The 16773-nt window shown below is 69.8% G+C and carries 16 protein-coding genes; 9 read left to right on the top strand and 7 right to left on the bottom strand.

Annotated elements, in window-relative coordinates; genetic code table 11:
* Positions 1–28 precede the first annotated feature (28 nt).
* A complete protein-coding gene (locus J7E22_RS10845; protein WP_214981742.1) occupies positions 29–799 on the bottom strand; it encodes a DeoR/GlpR family DNA-binding transcription regulator in 771 nt (256 codons plus the stop codon).
* Positions 800–1043: 244 nt separating this feature from the next.
* Between J7E22_RS10845 and ptsP the strand changes: the two genes are divergently transcribed.
* The 7 genes from ptsP (at position 1044) to J7E22_RS17965 (ending at position 8545) form a co-directional block, all read left to right on the top strand.
* On the top strand, positions 1044–2699 hold the full coding sequence (gene ptsP, locus J7E22_RS10850; protein ID WP_214981743.1) for a phosphoenolpyruvate--protein phosphotransferase: 1656 nt from the start codon (positions 1044–1046) through the stop codon (positions 2697–2699).
* A 62-nt stretch (positions 2700–2761) separates the two neighbouring features.
* A complete protein-coding gene (locus J7E22_RS10855) occupies positions 2762–4327 on the top strand; it encodes a PTS mannitol transporter subunit IICB (RefSeq protein ID WP_214981744.1) in 1566 nt (521 codons plus the stop codon).
* Between the two features lie 88 nt (positions 4328–4415).
* A complete protein-coding gene (locus J7E22_RS10860; RefSeq protein ID WP_214981745.1) occupies positions 4416–4853 on the top strand; it encodes a PTS sugar transporter subunit IIA in 438 nt (145 codons plus the stop codon).
* Positions 4850–6013 (top strand): mannitol-1-phosphate 5-dehydrogenase, encoded by a 1164-nt coding sequence (locus J7E22_RS10865; protein WP_214981746.1) that lies wholly within the window; start codon positions 4850–4852, stop codon positions 6011–6013. The genes J7E22_RS10860 and J7E22_RS10865 overlap by 4 nt, the downstream gene beginning before the upstream one ends.
* A gap of 160 nt (positions 6014–6173) precedes the next feature.
* Positions 6174–7106 carry an NADP-dependent oxidoreductase gene (locus tag J7E22_RS10870; protein ID WP_214981747.1) on the top strand — a complete coding sequence of 311 codons (933 nt, stop codon included), beginning with the start codon at positions 6174–6176 and terminating at the stop codon, positions 7104–7106.
* A gap of 102 nt (positions 7107–7208) precedes the next feature.
* The gene (locus J7E22_RS10875; RefSeq protein ID WP_308159222.1) at positions 7209–7796 is read left to right on the top strand and encodes a DUF805 domain-containing protein; all 588 of its coding nucleotides are present in this window, start codon (positions 7209–7211) and stop codon (positions 7794–7796) included.
* Complete coding sequence (locus J7E22_RS17965) at positions 7793–8545, top strand: DUF805 domain-containing protein (protein ID WP_214981749.1); 753 nt, start codon at positions 7793–7795, stop codon at positions 8543–8545. The genes J7E22_RS10875 and J7E22_RS17965 overlap by 4 nt, the downstream gene beginning before the upstream one ends.
* 81 nt (positions 8546–8626) lie before the next feature.
* Here the strand turns inward: J7E22_RS17965 and J7E22_RS10885 are convergent, their stop codons facing one another.
* The 6 genes from J7E22_RS10885 to J7E22_RS10910 all read right to left on the bottom strand — a co-directional run bounded on the left by J7E22_RS10885 (position 8627) and on the right by J7E22_RS10910 (position 14196).
* Positions 8627–9268, bottom strand: coding sequence for a TNT domain-containing protein (locus J7E22_RS10885; RefSeq protein WP_214981750.1), 642 nt, complete (start codon positions 9266–9268; stop codon positions 8627–8629).
* A 52-nt stretch (positions 9269–9320) separates the two neighbouring features.
* On the bottom strand, positions 9321–10094 hold the full coding sequence (locus J7E22_RS10890; protein ID WP_214981751.1) for a succinate dehydrogenase iron-sulfur subunit: 774 nt from the start codon (positions 10092–10094) through the stop codon (positions 9321–9323).
* Positions 10094–11887 carry a succinate dehydrogenase flavoprotein subunit gene (gene sdhA, locus J7E22_RS10895; protein ID WP_214981752.1) on the bottom strand — a complete coding sequence of 598 codons (1794 nt, stop codon included), beginning with the start codon at positions 11885–11887 and terminating at the stop codon, positions 10094–10096. The genes J7E22_RS10890 and sdhA overlap by 1 nt, the downstream gene beginning before the upstream one ends.
* Positions 11888–11966: 79 nt before the next feature.
* Positions 11967–12413 (bottom strand): succinate dehydrogenase, hydrophobic membrane anchor protein, encoded by a 447-nt coding sequence (gene sdhD / locus J7E22_RS10900; protein WP_214981753.1) that lies wholly within the window; start codon positions 12411–12413, stop codon positions 11967–11969.
* A gap of 18 nt (positions 12414–12431) precedes the next feature.
* On the bottom strand, positions 12432–12881 hold the full coding sequence (sdhC, locus tag J7E22_RS10905; protein WP_214981863.1) for a succinate dehydrogenase, cytochrome b556 subunit: 450 nt from the start codon (positions 12879–12881) through the stop codon (positions 12432–12434).
* A gap of 76 nt (positions 12882–12957) precedes the next feature.
* Positions 12958–14196 carry a glycosyltransferase family 1 protein gene (locus tag J7E22_RS10910; protein ID WP_251008984.1) on the bottom strand — a complete coding sequence of 413 codons (1239 nt, stop codon included), beginning with the start codon at positions 14194–14196 and terminating at the stop codon, positions 12958–12960.
* Positions 14197–14351: 155 nt separating this feature from the next.
* On the opposite strand from J7E22_RS10910, the gene J7E22_RS10915 reads away from it, so the two are divergent.
* Both J7E22_RS10915 and J7E22_RS10920 read left to right on the top strand, forming a co-directional pair.
* Positions 14352–15467 carry a mannose-1-phosphate guanylyltransferase gene (locus J7E22_RS10915; protein WP_214981755.1) on the top strand — a complete coding sequence of 372 codons (1116 nt, stop codon included), beginning with the start codon at positions 14352–14354 and terminating at the stop codon, positions 15465–15467.
* Between the two features lie 206 nt (positions 15468–15673).
* Positions 15674–16747 (top strand): BMP family protein, encoded by a 1074-nt coding sequence (locus J7E22_RS10920; protein WP_214981756.1) that lies wholly within the window; start codon positions 15674–15676, stop codon positions 16745–16747.
* Positions 16748–16773: the final 26 nt, after the last annotated feature.

Consider the following 16773-nt stretch of genomic DNA (forward strand, 5'->3'; position numbering starts at 1 on the left):
GCACGTCTGAGCTGGTGGGGAGCGTCGGTCAGGAACGACCGGGCCAGAACACCTCGGTGCCGGCAGCCTCGACCTCGCGCACGAGGTCGAGGTTGACGGCGGGGTCGGTGATGATCGTGTCGATCGCGGCGAGCGGTGCGACACGGCCGAACTCCTCGCGACCGAACTTGGTGTGGTCGGCGAGCAGGATGCTGCGGCGGGCGGACTTGATCATGGCGCTCTTCACGGCGGCCTCGGCCACGTTGTGCGTCGTCAGCCCGCGCTCGGGGGTGATCCCGTTGATGCTGACGAAGGCCACGTCGACGCTGACCATCCCGATCAGCTGGTGCGTCCAGGTGCCGACGGCCGCCAGGGAGTCGCTCCGGATGTTGCCGCCGAGCAGGTGCAGGTCGATGCCGGGTCGGTTGGCGACGGCCATCGCGACGGGGAGCGAGTGCGTGACCACCGTCAGACCGCGGTCGGTCGGCAGCAGCTCCGCCAGGCAGATGGTCGAGGTCCCGGCGTCGATCATGACCGAGCCGTTCTCGGGGAGTTCCTCGAGCGCGGCCTCGGCGATGACCATCTTCTCGGTCTGGTTCATGCCGCCGCGGTCACCGACCCCGGGGTGCAGCGTGATGCGCTCGACCGGGATCGCGCCACCGTGCGCACGGCGGACGAGGCCGCGGCGCTCGAGGCTCGTCAGGTCACGGCGGATCGTCTCCGGCGTGACGGCGAGCAGCTCGGCCAGGTCCTTCACGTCGACCCGACCGTGCGCCCGCGCCTGCTCGACGATGCGCTGGTGGCGCTCTGGTGCGTACATGACCTCGTCGTCTCGATCGGAACGGAACGGACATGCTCGGGCACGATCGTGGCGGGACCATCCGAGGGCGATGCGCCGCCAGACGCAAACGGGCATCTGTTTCTGCATTTTTATCCCCGGATGTGTTTGTTTGTCAACCGGGATCGATGTATGGTCGTGCCAAGCCGCACGGGCGTGGTCGTTCGTGATGCACGTTCTGAACCGCACCCCCACCGCATCAGCGAGTGAGATGAAGGAGTCTCCAATGCCCGAACTGCTCGGAACCGGCGTCGGCCGTGGCGTCGCTCACGGACCGGTGCTCCGGATGGCGGACCCGCTCGGCGAGCCGTCCACTGCGCCGCTCGAGGGATCGGTCGACGACGCCAAGCAGTCCGTGCACGACGCGCTCGCCGCGGTCGCCGACGACCTGAACAAGCGCGGGGCCCTCGCCGGTGGCGACGCCCAGGCCGTGCTCGAGGCCCAGGCGCTCATGGCGCAGGACCCGACGCTCCTGGACGACGTGCACGCCCGCATCGCCGCCGGCACCAACCCCGAGCGCGCGGTGTACGAGGCGTTCGCGCAGTTCCGCGACCTGCTCGCCGGGATGGGTGGCTACATGGGGGAGCGCGCGGCGGACCTCGACGACGTCGCCCAGCGCATCGTCGCGAAGCTCCGCGGCGTCCCGGCCCCCGGGGTCCCGGAGTCGGACACCCCCTTCGTGCTCGTCGCCCGCGACCTGGCGCCCGCCGACACCGCGCTCCTGGACCTCGACAAGGTCCTCGCACTCGTGACCCGCGACGGCGGACCGACCTCGCACACCGCGATCCTCGCCCGCGCCAAGGGGATCACGGCGATCGTCGGGGTCTCCGGTGCCGAGGCGCTCGTCGACGGACAGCCGATCGTGGTCGACTCCGTCGCCGGGACCGTCGTCACCGAGCCGTCCGCCGAACTCGTCGCCGACGTCGAGCGTCGGATCGCCGAGCGACTCGCGGCCGCCGCGGCACCGCTCACCGCGGGCGCCCTCGCCGACGGGCACACCGTGCCGCTGCTCGCGAACCTCGGCAGCCCCGCCGACGCCGCGGGCGCCGTGTCTCTCGGTGCGGAGGGCGTGGGGCTCTTCCGCACCGAGTTCCTCTTCCTCGACGCGCCGACCGCCCCCACGGTCGAGCAGCAGACCGAGTCGTACCGGCAGCTCCTCGCCGCGTTCCCGGGCAAGAAGGTCGTCGTCCGGGCGCTCGACGCCGGTGCCGACAAGCCGCTGCCGTTCCTGACCGACAAGGACGAGGAGAACCCCGCGCTCGGCCGTCGTGGGCTCCGGGCGCTCCGGAACCACGAGCAGGTCCTCCGCGACCAGCTCACCGCGCTCGCCCAGGCCGACGCCGTGACCGAGGCCGACCTCTGGGTGATGGCACCCATGGTCGCCGACGCCGAGGAGACCGAGTACTTCGTCGGGCTCGCCCGCGAACTCGGGATCCGGACCGCCGGCGTGATGGCCGAGGTCCCCTCGCTCGCGCTGATGGCCGAGCAGGTCCTGCAGACCGCGGACTTCGTGTCCATCGGCACGAACGACCTGACCCAGTACACGATGGCCGCCGACCGGATGCTCGGCACCGTCGCGTCGTACCAGAACCCCTGGCACCCCGCCGTCCTGCGCCTCGTCGCGCAGCTCGGCGCGGCCGGCGCCGCCGCGGGCAAGCCCGTCGGCATCTGCGGCGAGGCGGCGGCGGACCCGCTGCTCGCGGTCGTCCTGGTCGGCCTCGGGGCCACCACCCTCTCCATGACTCCCGCGGCCCTGGCCGACGTGCGCGCCGAACTCGGTCTGCACACGCTCGAACAGGCTCGTGAGATGGCGACGGCGGCACTCGCCGCGAGCACGGCGGCGGCTGCGAAGTCCGCTGCGGCCGCGGTCCACGCCTCCTGACCCGCAAGCACCACATCCCCTCACCCCACGCAGCAGCTCCACCACACAGAAAGTCACCGCACATGACAACGTCGTCCGTTGCAGCGCCCGACGCTCCCGCGAAGTCGCGGGGCGGCGCACGCGTCGCCGTTCAGAAGTTCGGCACGTTCCTCTCCGGCATGGTCATGCCCAACATCGCGATCTTCATCGCGTGGGGCATCATCACCGCCTTCTTCATCCAGACCGGTTGGACACCGGTCGGGATCCTCGGCGGGTTCGGTACGACCGACGGTGTCGCGAACCTCGGCCTCGTCGGCCCGATCCTGACCTACCTCATCCCGCTCGCGATCGCCATCCAGGGCGGCCGCATGATCTACGACACCCGCGGCGCGGTCGTCGGGTCGATCATGACCATGGGCGTCATCGTCGGCGCGAACGGCACCACGATGATCCTCGGCGCGATGATCTGCGGGCCGCTCGGCGCGTGGCTCATCAAGCAGGTCGACAAGATCTGGGACGGCAAGATCCGGCCCGGGTTCGAGATGCTCGTGAACAACTACGCGGCTGGCATCCTCGGCTTCGTGCTCGCGATGATCGGGTTCTTCTGGCTCGCCCCGATCTTCAAGGCCATCGCGAACGCCCTCGGCACCGCGGTCGAGTTCCTCGTCAACCACTCGCTGCTGCCGCTCGCCAGCGTCATCATCGAGCCGGCGAAGGTGTTCTTCCTCAACAACGCGATCAACCACGGTGTGCTCGACCAGCTCGGTGCCGCCCAGGTGAAGGAGTCCGGCAAGAGCATCCTGTTCCTGCTCGAGGCGAACCCCGGCCCCGGCCTCGGCATCCTGCTCGCCTTCACCTTCTTCGGTGTCGGCATCGCCCGCTCGACCGCTCCCGGCGCGATCATCATCCAGTTCCTCGGCGGCATCCACGAGATCTACTTCCCGTACGTGCTGCAGAAGCCGGTCCTGTTCATCGCCGTCATCCTCGGTGGTGCCACGGGTGTCGCGACCAACGTCGCGTTCCACTCCGGTCTGGTCGCTCCGGCATCCCCGGGGTCGATCTTCGCGGTCCTCGGATCGACGTCGAAGGACAGCTTCCTCGGTGTGATCCTGTCGGTCGTCCTGTCCGCGGCGGTCTCGTTCGCAGTGGCGTCGTTCTTCCTCCTCGCCAGCCGCAAGCGCGACCTGGCGAACGGTGGCGGCGACATGACGGCCGCGATGGCGAAGCTCCAGGCCAACAAGGGCCGCGACGTCAACGCCGCGACCGCCGGTCTGCTCGGCACGAACGCACCGGCGAACCAGGAGGAGGCCGACGCCTCGCTCCCGACCGCCGGGGCCGGTACCGCCACGGCGACCCGCGTCCAGAACCTGGTGTTCGCCTGCGACGCCGGCATGGGCTCGAGCGCCATGGGCGCCAGCGTCCTGCGCAACAAGATCAAGAAGGCGGGCATCGAGGGCGTCACGGTCACCAACAAGGCGATCGCGAACCTCTCCGGTGACGAGGACCTGATCATCACGCAGGAAGAGCTGACCGCTCGCGCGCGCCAGAAGAACCCGAACGCGCAGCACGTGTCCGTCGGCAACTTCATGAACGCACCGCAGTACGACCAGGTCGTCGAGCAGTTGCAGAACCAGGCACGCAACCAGTAACGAAGTGCAGTATCGGAGGGGGCGGTGCGAGCCGCCCCCTCCACGCACGTCCCCTCCACGACCGTCCACGACACAAGGAGAACCCCCGATGCCCGTCCTGCAGGAGAGCCAGATCCGGATCCACACCGAGGACACCGCCCCCACCAAGTCGGAGGCGATGAAGGAGGCTGCCGAGATCCTCGAAGCTGCAGGCGCGGTCACGGCGGACTACTACCCGGCGATGCTCGAGCGCGAGAAGAGCGTGTCCACCTACATGGGCAACTTCCTCGCCATCCCGCACGGCACGAACGACGCGAAGGACGCCATCCGGTCCTCGGCACTGTCGTTCATCCGCTACGCCACCCCCATCGACTGGGACGGCAACGACGTGCGGTTCGTCGTCGGCATCGCCGGCGTGAACAACGAGCACCTCGACATCCTCTCGAAGATCGCGATCGTGTTCTCCGACGAGGACGAGGTCGCCAAGCTGACGAACGCCGCCGACCCCGCGGCGATCCTCGCGATCCTCGGTGAGGTAAACGAGTGACCGCCGACCACCGCACGGCCGTCCACTTCGGTGCCGGCAACATCGGCCGCGGCTTCGTCGGTCTGCTGCTCCACCAGGCCGGCTACGAGGTCGTCTTCGCCGACGTCGCAGCACCGCTCATCGACGCGCTGTCCGCCGCTGAGTCGTACACCGTGCACGAGGTCGGCGCAGGGGCCGAGGACCACGAGGTGACTGGCTTCCGCGCGGTGAACAGCGCCCAGGACGAGGCCGGCGTCATCGCGGAGGTCGCGGCCGCGGACGTCGTCACCTGCGCCGTCGGCCCCACCGTCCTGAAGTTCATCGCCCCCGTGATCGCCGCAGGGCTCGTCGCGCGGTCGGCGGACGCCGCGCCCGTCGCCGTGATGGCGTGCGAGAACGCCATCAACGCGACCGACCGCCTCCGTGAGTTCATCGTCGCTGCGCTGCCCGAGGCCGACCGTGACGCCGCCCTGGCGAAGGCCGTGTTCGCGAACACCGCGGTCGATCGGATCGTGCCCGCGCAGGCGGCCGGCGGCGGACTCGACGTCACCGTCGAGACGTACTACGAGTGGGCGATCGACCGGACACCGTTCCACGGGAACGCGCCGGAGATCCCGGGTGCGCACTACGTCGACGGGCTCGCGGCTTCGATCGAGCGCAAGCTCTTCACGGTGAACACCGGGCACGCGACCGTCGCGTACCACGGCTTCCTCGCGGGAGCGGACAAGATCTCCGACGCCATCGCGATCCCCGCGGTCCGCTCCGAGCTCGAGTCGGTCCTCGCCGAGACGAGCGACCTGCTCGTGCGTCGGCACGAGCTCGACCCGGACGTGCACCGCGCCTACGTCCAGGCGATCATCGGTCGGTTCGAGAACCCGCACCTGCCGGACACGGTGACGCGGGTCGGACGCCAGCCGCTCCGGAAGCTGTCACGCGACGAGCGCTTCGTCTCGCCGGCCGCGGCCCTCGCCGAGGACGGTACCGAACCCACCGCACTCCTCGACGCGATGGGCGCCGCACTCCGGTTCGACGTCGCCGACGACGAGCAGAGCGTGGAGCTGCAGGCACTGCTCCGCTCCGATCGCTCGGACGCCGACATCGCCACCGAGATCACGGGACTCGACGCGCAGCACCCGCTGCACGCCGCGTTCGCCGCCCGCGTCAAGGTCGCGCGCAACTGACGACGCGTCCGGCTCGGAACGAGACCGGGGAGACGACGGGAGGCGCGGTGCCAGCTGGCACCGCGCCTCCCGTTCTTCCGGAACCCGCCGGATCGCGACGGGGCGCTCCCGACGGTCACCACCTGTGACCCCGCCCGGCCACGGGCGTACCGTCCGGTGCATGACGAAGCACTGGGTAGCCCCGCGGTTCGGCGGCAGCGAAGTCCTCGAGTACGTCGACACCGACGTCCCGTCCCCGGGCCCCGGCGAGGTGACGATCGACGTGCGTGCCGCCGGCATGAACCCCGCGGACACGAAGCACACCCGACAGGGCGACCCGTCAGCCCTGCCGATCCCGATCGGGTACGAGGTCGCCGGCATCATCAGCGCCGTCGGCCCGGACACCACCATCGCCTCCGGTGGGGGAGCGGTCGGGGACGAGGTCATCGCGTTCCGCGTCGCCGGTGGGTGGACCGAACAGCTCACGGTCGCCGCCGCCGACGTGTTCGCGAAGCCGCCGACGCTCGGTTTCCCGGAAGCGGCGAACCTGCTGCTCGCCGGGAGCACCGCTGCCGACATGATCCGGGTCACCCGCGCCGAGGGGCGCGACACCGTCCTCGTGCACGGTGCGTCCGGAGCGGTGGGGGTCAGCCTCCTGCAGCAGCTCCGCCTGCTCGGGTCGCGGGTGATCGGGACCGCGTCGGAGCACAACGCCGACACGGTGCGTCGGTACGGTGCCGAATGGGTCGCCTACGGTGACGGCCTGGAGGCACGGGTGCGGGACCTCGCACCCTCCGGGATCACCGTGGCCATGGACTGCGTCGGAAGCGACGAAGCGGTCGACGTCTCGCTGGCGCTCGTCGCCGACCGCGATCGGATCGTCACCATCGCCGCGCAGCAGCGGGCTGCCGCCGACGGCTTCCCCGCGGTCGGTGGCGCCCAGCCGGAGAGCAAGGCCTTCCGGGACTCGGTCCGGCAGCGGCTGATCGACCTCGCCGGTGGGGGAGACCTCGAGGTGCCGGTCGCGCGCACGTTCCCGCTCGCCGAGGCGAAGGAGGCGGCCACCGTCCTGGAGTCGCAGCACCCCGGAGGGAAGCTCGCGCTGATCCCCTGAGCTCCGATGCACCCCTGACTCGGGGCAGACGACGGCGTCCGGTTCTGGTTTGATCAGTCCTGACAGCTGTCGATGCCGCCACACAACCCGCAGGGGGACCCCGTGAGTGACCAGTACCCGCCGCAGAACCCGCCCGGCCAGCAGCCGGGCGGCAACGACCCGCAGTACGGCCGGGCGCCGCAGTACGGTCAGGCGCCGCAGTACGGCCAAGCCCCGGCGGGCTCGAAGGGCGAACCGCCGCTGTGGGCTCCCTGGTACGGCATCTCATTCGGCGGCGCCTTCAAGCGGTTCTTCAAGAAGTACGCCACGTTCACCGGCCGTGCGAGCCGGAGTGAGTACTGGTGGTGGTACCTCTGGAGTGCGATCATCGGTGCGGTCGGATCGGTCGTCACGGGGATCCTCGTCGCAGCGACGGGCACGACCACGACAACGACCTCGTCGGGGCACGTCGGTTTCTCGACGATGTCGACCAATCCCCTCGCCGGCACGCCGTTCTGGATCATCGGGCTCGCCCTGATCATCCCCACCCTCGCTCTGATCGTTCGTCGCCTCCACGACGCGAATCTCTCGGGGCTGCTCGCGCTGCTCTTGCTCGTGCCCTTCTTCGGGGCGATCGCAGTCTTCATCATGATGTTCCTGCCGTCCCAGCCAGAGGGCGCGCGGTTCGACCACCCGGAGGGAAACCGATGAGCAACGACGGAACACCGGAGTGGGGGTCTCCCGGTGCGGACCGCCGCCAGGGCGATGCCCAGCAGCAGCCGCAGCACCCGGGCGGTCAACCGGGCCAGTACGAACCCTCTGGTCAGGACGGGCAGTCGCCGCAGTACGGGCAGTCGCCGCAGTACGGGCAGCCGCCGCAGTACGGCCAGGCCCCGCAGGCCGGTCAGCAGCCGTACGGCTACCCCGATCAGTACAACCAGCAGCCGTACGGGCAGCCGTACCCGCAGTACGGCCAACAGATCCCTGTCGGCCCGGACGGGAAGCCGCCGCTCTGGGCCCCCTGGTACGGCATCGGGTTCCTCGATGCGTTCATCCGCTTCTTCAAGAAGTACGCCCAGTTCGACGGGCGAGCAAGCCGGAGCGAGTACTGGTACTGGGTCCTCGCGAACGGGATCGTGACGACGGTGCTCATCGGGGGGTACTCCGCCACGATGATCTCGTGGGCCGTCTCGGCCGGCCGGACCGACGCGTACGGCAACGTCACCTCGGTCACCAGCGCCCCGCCGGCGATCGCCTTCGTCCTGCTGGGCCTCTGGTTCCTGTGGTGGCTCGCGACCATCGTGCCGACCCTGGCGCTCGGATGGCGGCGGCTGCACGACGCGAACCTGTCAGGGGCGCTCTGGTTGATATCGCTCGTCACGGGCATCGCGGGCATCGTGTTCGGGCTCCTGTCACCGAACCCTGCTGGCGCCCAGTACGACCGACCGGTCGCCCGCTGACCGGACCCATGACAGAACGGCCCCGACCGCGTCGTCGGGGCCGTTTTGTGCAGCGCGATCGTCGATGTGTGCGGTGGTGACTCAGACCACCCGGAGCCGGGCGAGGGACCCGTCGACCACCAGGTCGCGCACCGTGACGGACGGATCCGCCGTCTGGAAGCGGAGCGCGCCTCCTGGCTGGTCGAACCAGGGACGGACGAACGTGACCGTCACCAGGAACGGCCGCTCCACCAGGTACCGGTGCGTCTCCGGCGCCGCCACGACGTGCGGCGGCAGGGACCGTGCGGGCATCGGGGTGTCGAGCGGGTGGAGCAGGTAGCCGTCCGGGCCGCCGACACGGTCCACCGGGACGCCTGCGGGGATCTGGATGGTGAGGCCCTGCTCACCGGCCTGTGCGACCTGCTGCGCGAGCTGCGGGTAGGTCGAGCCGGCGCGGTCGCGGAGGCCGTCGAGCTCGTGCCGCGGGATGTCGCGCGGTGCCGGGAACGGCCGGTTCAGGAACCGACGCAGCATCTCGACGGCGTCGTCTTCGCCGCTGGCCAGGGCGAGACGACGAGCAGTGCCGTAGTCGACGACCTCGAGCGCGTAGTCGGACTTCTCGGCCTGCACGATGCGCAGCGCACCTTCGACGGGCGGCTCGTGCAGGGTCTCACCGGGGAGCTGCACGTACCGGATCGTGTAGCCGAGCTGGTCGAGGATGGGGCGGGTCTCCGCGAACGTCATGGCCGGGAGCCTATCGGTGCTCCCCATGACGACGCCGGGACCGCCCCGACCATCACGCGCGCCCGCGCATGATCGCCTGCTTGACCTCCGAGATCGCCTTGGTGACCTGGATCCCGCGGGGGCAGGCGTCCGTGCAGTTGAAGGTCGTGCGGCAGCGCCAGACGCCTTCCTTGTCGTTGAGGATGTCGAGCCGCACGTTCGCAGCCTCGTCACGGGAGTCGAAGATGAACCGGTGGGCGTTCACGATCGCGGCCGGACCGAAGTACTGACCGTCGGTCCAGAAGACCGGGCAGGACGACGTGCACGCGGCGCAGAGGATGCACTTCGTGGTGTCGTCGAAGCGTGCGCGGTCGGCGACCGACTGGACGCGCTCCTTGCCGGGCGTCGGGGCGACCGAGGTCTGCAGGAACGGCTGGACTTCGCGGTACGACTTGAAGAAGGGCTCCATGTCGACGACGAGGTCCTTCTCGAGCGGCAGACCCTTGATGGCCTCGACGTAGATCGGCTTCGAGACGTCGAGGTCCTTGATCAGGGTCTTGCACGCCAGACGGTTGCGACCGTTGATGCGCATGGCGTCGGAGCCGCACACGCCGTGCGCGCACGAGCGACGGAACGTCAGCGAGCCGTCCTGCTCCCACTTGATCTTGTGCAGCGCGTCGAGGATGCGGTCGGTCGGCAGCATCATGACGTCGAAGTCCTGCCAGCGCGGCTCGTCGTCGACGTCCGGGTCGAACCGTCGGACGATCACCGTGACGGGGAAGGACCCGGGAGGGGCGTCCTGCACCGTGTCCGTGCGGGGCGCGTCGGAGACCAGGGTGTCGGTCATCAGTACTTCCTCTCCATGGGCTGGTACCGCGTCACGACGACTGGCTTCCAGTCGAGGGTGATGTGGTCGTCGGCGAGTGACGAGTGCGGATCGCCCGTCAGGTACGCCATGGTGTGCTGCATGTAGTGCTCGTCGTCGCGCTTCGGGTAGTCGTCACGCATGTGGCCACCGCGGGACTCCTTGCGGTTCCGCGCGGAGTACACGACGACCTCGGCCAGGTCGAGCAGGAAGCCGAGCTCGACGGCTTCGAGCAGGTCCGTGTTGAACCGCTTGCCCTTGTCCTGCACGGACACCTGCGTGAACCGGTTGCGGAGCGTGTGGATCGTCTCGGTGACGCGGGCGAGGGACTCGTCGGTGCGGAACACCTGCGCGTTCTTGTCCATCTCGTCCTGCAGTTCCTTGCGGAGGACGGCGATGCGCTCGGTGCCGGTCGAGGCGCGGAGCTGCGCGAGCATGTCCCGGACGCCCGCTGCCGGGTCCTCGGGCAGGGGCAGGTACTCGGCGGTCTTGACCCACTCGGCCGCGTTGTTGCCGGACCGCTTGCCGAACACGTTGATGTCGAGCAGCGAGTTCGTGCCGAGACGGTTCGAGCCGTGCACGGACACGCAGGCGCACTCGCCGGCGGCGTACAGGCCCGGGACCACGGTCGTGTTGTCGTACAGGACCTGTGCGTCGGTGTTCGTCGGGATGCCACCCATCGCGTAGTGCGCGGTCGGCATCACGGGCACCGGCTCGACCACGGGGTCGACCCCGAGGTACGTGCGGGCGAACTCGGTGATGTCGGGCAGCTTGGTCTCGAGGACCTCAGCACCCAGGTGGGTGCAGTCGAGGAGCACGTAGTCCTTGTTCGGCCCGGCCCCCCGGCCCTCGGCGACCTCTTGCACCATGCAGCGGGCGACGATGTCACGCGGCGCGAGGTCCTTGATGGTGGGGGCGTACCGCTCCATGAAGCGCTCGCCCGAGGCGTTGCGGAGGATCGCGCCCTCACCGCGAGCGCCCTCGGTCAGCAGGATGCCGAGGCCTGCGAGTCCGGTCGGGTGGAACTGGAAGAACTCCATGTCCTCGAGCGGCAGACCCGTGCGCCAGACGATGCCGACGCCGTCACCGGTCAGGGTGTGCGCGTTCGACGTGGTCTTGTACATCTTGCCGAAGCCGCCGGTGGCGAAGATCATCGCCTTCGCGTGGAAGACGTGCAGGTCGCCGGTGGCGAGCTCGTACGCCACGACCCCCGCGGGCTGCTTCCGGGTGATCCCGTCCTCGCCCGTGACGTCGACCATGATGAGGTCGAGCGCGTAGAACTCGTTGAAGAAGTTCACGCCGAGCTTCACGCAGTTCTGGAACAGGGTCTGCAGGATCATGTGGCCCGTGCGGTCGGCGGCGTAGCACGCCCGGCGAACCGGTGCCTTGCCGTGGTCGCGCGTGTGACCGCCGAACCGTCGCTGGTCGATCTTGCCCTCGGGCGTGCGGTTGAACGGCAGGCCCATGTTCTCGAGGTCGATGACCGCGTCGATCGCTTCCTTCGCGAGGATCTCCGCGGCGTCCTGGTCGACCAGGTAGTCACCGCCCTTGATCGTGTCGAAGGTGTGCCACTCCCAGGAGTCCTCCTCGACGTTCGCCAGCGCCGCTGCCATGCCGCCCTGCGCCGCACCGGTGTGCGACCGGGTCGGGTAGAGCTTCGAGATGACGGCGGTCTTCGCCTTCGGTCCGGCCTCGATCGCGGCACGCATACCCGCGCCGCCCGCGCCGATGATGACGACTTCGAACTGGTGGTGGTGAACGGTGGTCTCGGTCACTGGGGCCTTTCAGGGGAGGAGGTGCTCGCCGGCAGGGGTGGTCGCGGCGTGCTGGTGCGAGTTCGGGTGCGGCGGGCGGTCAGCGAGCCGGGCAGAACGACGGCAGGTCAGCGGCGGTGGCGCCGGCGGGGCACGGGTCGAAGGTCCAGCAGACGAGCAGGCCGAGGACGACCAGGACGACGCAGGCGATCAGGACCGCGACGAGCAGGGTCTTCCGGATGCCGGGCTTCGCCACGTAGTCGTTGATGATCGTGCGCATGCCGTTCGACCCGTGGACGAGCGCGAGGACGAGCATGAGCGAGTCCCAGACCTGCCAGAACGGGCTGGCCCACTTGCCGGCGACGAAGGCGAAGTCGATCTGCTTCACGCCGCCGCCCGCGACCATGTTCACGAACAGGTGGCCGAAGATGAGCACGACGAGCAGGACGCCCGACGCGCGCATGTAGATCCAGCCCCACTTCTCCCAGTTGGTGGTGCGGCGGGCTGCTGCTGCCGAGCGGGGCGGCTCGATGGTCTGTGTGGTCATCGGTGTGGTCCCTTCGGCCTAGTGGAAGTCCGCGACGAGGTTCATGAGCTGGCGCGGCAGGAAGCCCGCGATGGCGATCGCCCAGAGGACGATCACGATCCAGAACATGGAGCGCTGGTACTTCGGGCCCTTGGACCAGAAGTCGACGAGGATGATGCGGAGGCCGTTGAAGGCGTGGAAGACGATCGCCATCACGAGGGCGATCTCACCGAGGTTCATGATCGGCGTCTTGTACGTCCCGATCACGGCGTTGTAGGCCTCGGGCGAGATCCGCACGAGCGCGGTGTCCAGGATGTGGACGAGCAGGAAGAAGTAGATCGCGACACCGGTGATCCGGTGCAGCACCCACGACCACATGCCGGTCGAACCCCGGTACAGGGTCCCTTGCCCGGTGCGAGAGGCACGCGGTGCCTCGATCGTCACCTGGGGGGCGGCGGTCGCCGTACTCCCTGCGGTCTGCTCGGCCATGAGCACGCCCTTCCGTAGGACGGGCTCGCCGATCGGCGAGCCCTTGCCGTTCGTGTTCGGGTGGAACACGACCATCCTATGCGCGCGCGCTGACGTTCTCGTTCCACCCGCTCCGAGCACCCCGCGACGGGGCCGGTGGTGCCCCGATCGTGCGCGCCGTGTCGTGGTGCTCGAGCAGCTCGTCGCCGACCGCCTCCCACGTCGTGCCCTCGACGCGCACGCGACCGGCGGACCCCATCCGCTCCGCGAGCGCCCGGTCCCGGTGCAGGCGCAGGACGGCGGAGCGCAGTGCGAGCACGCCGTCCGGGTCGTACAGGTCGCCGTCGAGCCCGGGCGCGACGAGGTCGAGCGGGCCTCCGGACGCGGGGGCGATGACGGGCAGCCCCGTGGCGTGCGCCTCCTGCAACGTCTGTCCGAAGGTCTCCGCCGGCCCCGTGTGCACGAACAGGTCGAGGGCCGCGTACGCGTCCGCGAGGGCGTCACCGCAGAGCGGGCCGGTGAAGGTCACGTCGAGGTGCCGCAGCCGTCGCTCGAGCAGCGCCCTGGAGGGACCGCCTCCTGCGACCACGAGCCGGATGCCCGGGATGCCGCCGAGTTCGGCGAGCCGCTCGACCTCCTTCTCCGGTGCCAGCCGCCCCACGTACCCGACGATGGTCTCGCCGCCCGGCGCGAGGCGCCGGCGCAGGGCGCGGACGTGCGACGACGTGCGCCGGGCGGGGTGGAACAGCTCCGTGTCCACACCGCGGCCCCAGCGCGCGACGCGGGGGACGCCGTCCTCCGCGAGCATCGCCGCGGTCGCGCTCGACGGTGCGAGCGTCAGCGACGCACCGGCGTGGATGCGGCCGAGGATCCGACGGACCAACGGGGCGGCCGCGGTCAGGCCGTTGCGGCGGGCGAACCCAGCCACGTCGGTCTGGAAGACGGCGACGGAGGGGATGCCGAGCCTCCCGGCCGCCGTGATGGCGCGCCCGCCCAGCAGGAAGGGACTGGCGGCGTGCAGCAGGTCGGCGCCGCTGGCGGCGAGGATCGTGTCGAGGACCGGGTGGGGGAGCGCCACCGGGAACTGCCGGTACGCGACCGCGGGGACGCGGTGGACGTCGAACCCGTTGTACCGCTCGATCTGGTTGCGACTGCGGAGGCCCGCGATGCCGGGGGCGTCCGGTGCGATCACGACCGCGCGGTGTCCGCGCCGCCGGAGGTGGTCCAGCACGGCGAGGACGCTCGTGGTGACGCCGTTGAGGGTGGGCAGGAAGCTCTCGGTCACGACGGCGACGGTCCGTGGGGACGTGCCGTGCTCCACGCTGCGTGCGCTCATGGTGCACCCCATGCTCCGCGCGGCGCGTGTCCCGCCGGGGCCGACCACGTGAACGCCGCCCGCGCACGCGGTGAACACGGTGTGCGGGAGGCCGCATGCGGGAATCGTGCGGGGCGCGCCCAGGCTGCCCGCAGACGGACCGGTACGGTGAGCGGGTGGTAGACGCCCTCGAAGACTTCTACGCGATCATCCCCGCCGGGGGCATCGGATCGCGCCTGTGGCCGTTGTCGCGTGCGGACGCGCCGAAGTTCCTGCACGACCTGACGGGCTCGGGGACCTCCCTGCTCCGCCAGACGTGGGACCGGCTCGCCCCCCTCGCGGGAGACCAGCGCATCATGGTGGTGACCGGCCGGGCGCACCGCCTGGCCGTCGAACAGCAGCTCCCCGGAGTCGAGGACCACAACGTGGTGCTCGAGAGCGAACCGAAGGACTCCACGGCCGCCATCGGGCTCGCTGCCGCGATCCTGGTCCGCCGTGAACCCGACGTGGTGGTCGGCTCGTTCGCCGCCGACCACGTCATCGGCGACGCCCGCGGGTTCCGCCGCTCCGTGCGCGAAGCCGTCGCCGCTGCCCGAGCCGGCTACGTCACGACCATCGGCATCACGCCGACCGAGCCCGCCATCGGGTTCGGGTACATCCACGCCGACGGGGACGCGCTCGGCATCGAGGGCGCCGTGACCGCCCACGCCGTGACGGGCTTCGTCGAGAAGCCCGACCTGGACACCGCGCGGTCCTACGTCGAGCAGGGCACCTACCTCTGGAACGCCGGCATGTTCATCGCCCGCGCGGACGTCCTGCTCGCCGAGATCGGCCGCACCAACCCGAAGCTCCTGGCCGAGATCGAGCAGCTCGCCGACGCGTGGGACACCTCCGCGCGGGGCGCCGTCGTCGACGCGGTGTGGCCGACGCTCGAGAAGATCGCGATCGACTACACCGTCGCCGAGCCCGCCGCGGCCGCCGGTCGCATGGCCGTCATCCCCGGCGACTTCGACTGGGACGACGTCGGCGACTTCGCGTCCCTCACGAAGCTCGTCTCCGGGGGCCGGACGAACAACCTCGCGGTGCTCGGGGACAACGCCCGCATCCTCGCGGACTCGTCGACCGGCATCGTCGTGTCGCACAGCCAGCGGCTCATCTCGCTCATCGGGGTCGAGGACATCGTGGTCGTGGACACCCCGGACGCGTTGCTCGTCACGACGAGTGCGAACGCGCAGCGGGTGAAGAGCGTGGTGGATGCACTGAAGATCAGCGGCCGGGACGACGTCCTGTAGCGCTCCATAACGAAATCCGGACGGGGACGGCGAGCCGCAGGTGCGCGATCGTCGCGGGTTACGGGCGCGTTACGGCGCGGTCGCGATCCCGTAACGCCTCCCCAGACGGCTCGGACGGGGTGCTGTACCGGCCAGGCGGTCGTGTACTGTCGCCACGATCGCCCGGTGCGCAGTGGCCGGGCACAGCCCCCCGGAGGAACCCACCCGTGACATCTCGTACCCGCCAGGTCGTCCTCACCGGACTCGCGCTCGCCGGCACCATGGCCGTCCTCGCGGGCTGCTCCGCAGCCCCGTCGACCACCACGTCCGCCAAGAAGTCCGACTTCCTGCCCTGCATGGTCTCCGACAACGGCGGATTCGACGACAAGTCGTTCAACCAGCTCGGTCTCGAGGGCATGCAGGACGCCGCCAAGGCGATCGGCTCCCAGTACAAGCAGGCCGAGTCGAAGGACGCCACCGTCTACACCTCGAACATCCAGCAGCTGCTGGGCCAGAAGTGCAAGCTGATCGTCACCGTCGGCTTCAACCTGGCCGACGCGACGAAGACCCAGGCCAAGGCGAACCCCGGCACGAACTTCGCGATCATCGACGACAACTCGATCACCGCGAAGAACGTCAAGCCGATCACGTTCGACACGTCGCAGGCGGCGTTCCTCGCCGGCTACGCGGCCGCGTCCTACTCGAAGTCCGGCGTCGTCGGCACCTTCGGCGGCATGCAGATCCCGACCGTCACGATCTTCATGGACGGCTTCGCGGACGGCGTGAAGTACTACAACCAGCAGAAGAGCAAGAACGTGAAGGTCGTCGGCTGGAACGTCGACAGCCAGAAGGGCTCCTTCACGGGTGGCTTCGCGGCCGGCACCCAGGCCAAGTCCGTCGCGCAGACGCTCCTCGACCAGAACGCCGACGTGATCCTGCCCGTCGGTGGTCCGATCTACCAGTCCGCTGCCGAGGCGATCAAGGACGCGAACAACGGTTCGGTCCTGATCGGTGCCGACAGCGACCTGTACGAGGCCGACCCGCGCTACAAGTCGATCGCGCTCACCTCGGTGGAGAAGGGCATGCGCCCCGCCACGAAGGACGTCGTCGAGCAGGCCGCGAAGGGCAACTACTCGAACACGCCGTACGTCGGCACGCTGAAGAACGAGGGCGTCGGCATCGCACCGTTCCACGACTACGCGTCGAAGGTCGACAAGGGCCTGTCGAAGGAGCTCGACACGATCAAGTCGGGCATCATCGACGGCTCGATCAAGGTCGAGACGAAGGCAACCGTCAAGTAACCGCAGCGAACGCGGGCGGGGGAGCG

Origin of the sequence: Curtobacterium sp. ISL-83 (assembly GCF_018613895.1) — a bacterium.
Classification (GTDB): domain Bacteria; phylum Actinomycetota; class Actinomycetes; order Actinomycetales; family Microbacteriaceae; genus Curtobacterium.

Bases quoted from the DNA above. Each gene is read 5' to 3' on its own strand.
- J7E22_RS10885 (WP_214981750.1), bottom strand. From the start codon at position 9,268: ATGACGTTCGCGGAGACCCGCCCCATCCTCGACCAGCTCGGCTACACG.
- J7E22_RS10860 (WP_214981745.1), top strand. From the start codon at position 4,416: ATGCCCGTCCTGCAGGAGAGCCAGATCCGGATCCACACCGAGGACACC.
- J7E22_RS10910 (WP_251008984.1), bottom strand. From the start codon at position 14,196: ATGAGCGCACGCAGCGTGGAGCACGGCACGTCCCCACGGACCGTCGCC.
- ptsP (WP_214981743.1), top strand. From the start codon at position 1,044: ATGCCCGAACTGCTCGGAACCGGCGTCGGCCGTGGCGTCGCTCACGGA.
- sdhD (WP_214981753.1), bottom strand. From the start codon at position 12,413: ATGACCACACAGACCATCGAGCCGCCCCGCTCGGCAGCAGCAGCCCGC.
- J7E22_RS10855 (WP_214981744.1), top strand. From the start codon at position 2,762: ATGACAACGTCGTCCGTTGCAGCGCCCGACGCTCCCGCGAAGTCGCGG.
- J7E22_RS17965 (WP_214981749.1), top strand. From the start codon at position 7,793: ATGAGCAACGACGGAACACCGGAGTGGGGGTCTCCCGGTGCGGACCGC.
- J7E22_RS10890 (WP_214981751.1), bottom strand. From the start codon at position 10,094: ATGACCGACACCCTGGTCTCCGACGCGCCCCGCACGGACACGGTGCAG.
- sdhC (WP_214981863.1), bottom strand. From the start codon at position 12,881: ATGGCCGAGCAGACCGCAGGGAGTACGGCGACCGCCGCCCCCCAGGTG.
- J7E22_RS10845 (WP_214981742.1), bottom strand. From the start codon at position 799: ATGTACGCACCAGAGCGCCACCAGCGCATCGTCGAGCAGGCGCGGGCG.
- J7E22_RS10870 (WP_214981747.1), top strand. From the start codon at position 6,174: ATGACGAAGCACTGGGTAGCCCCGCGGTTCGGCGGCAGCGAAGTCCTC.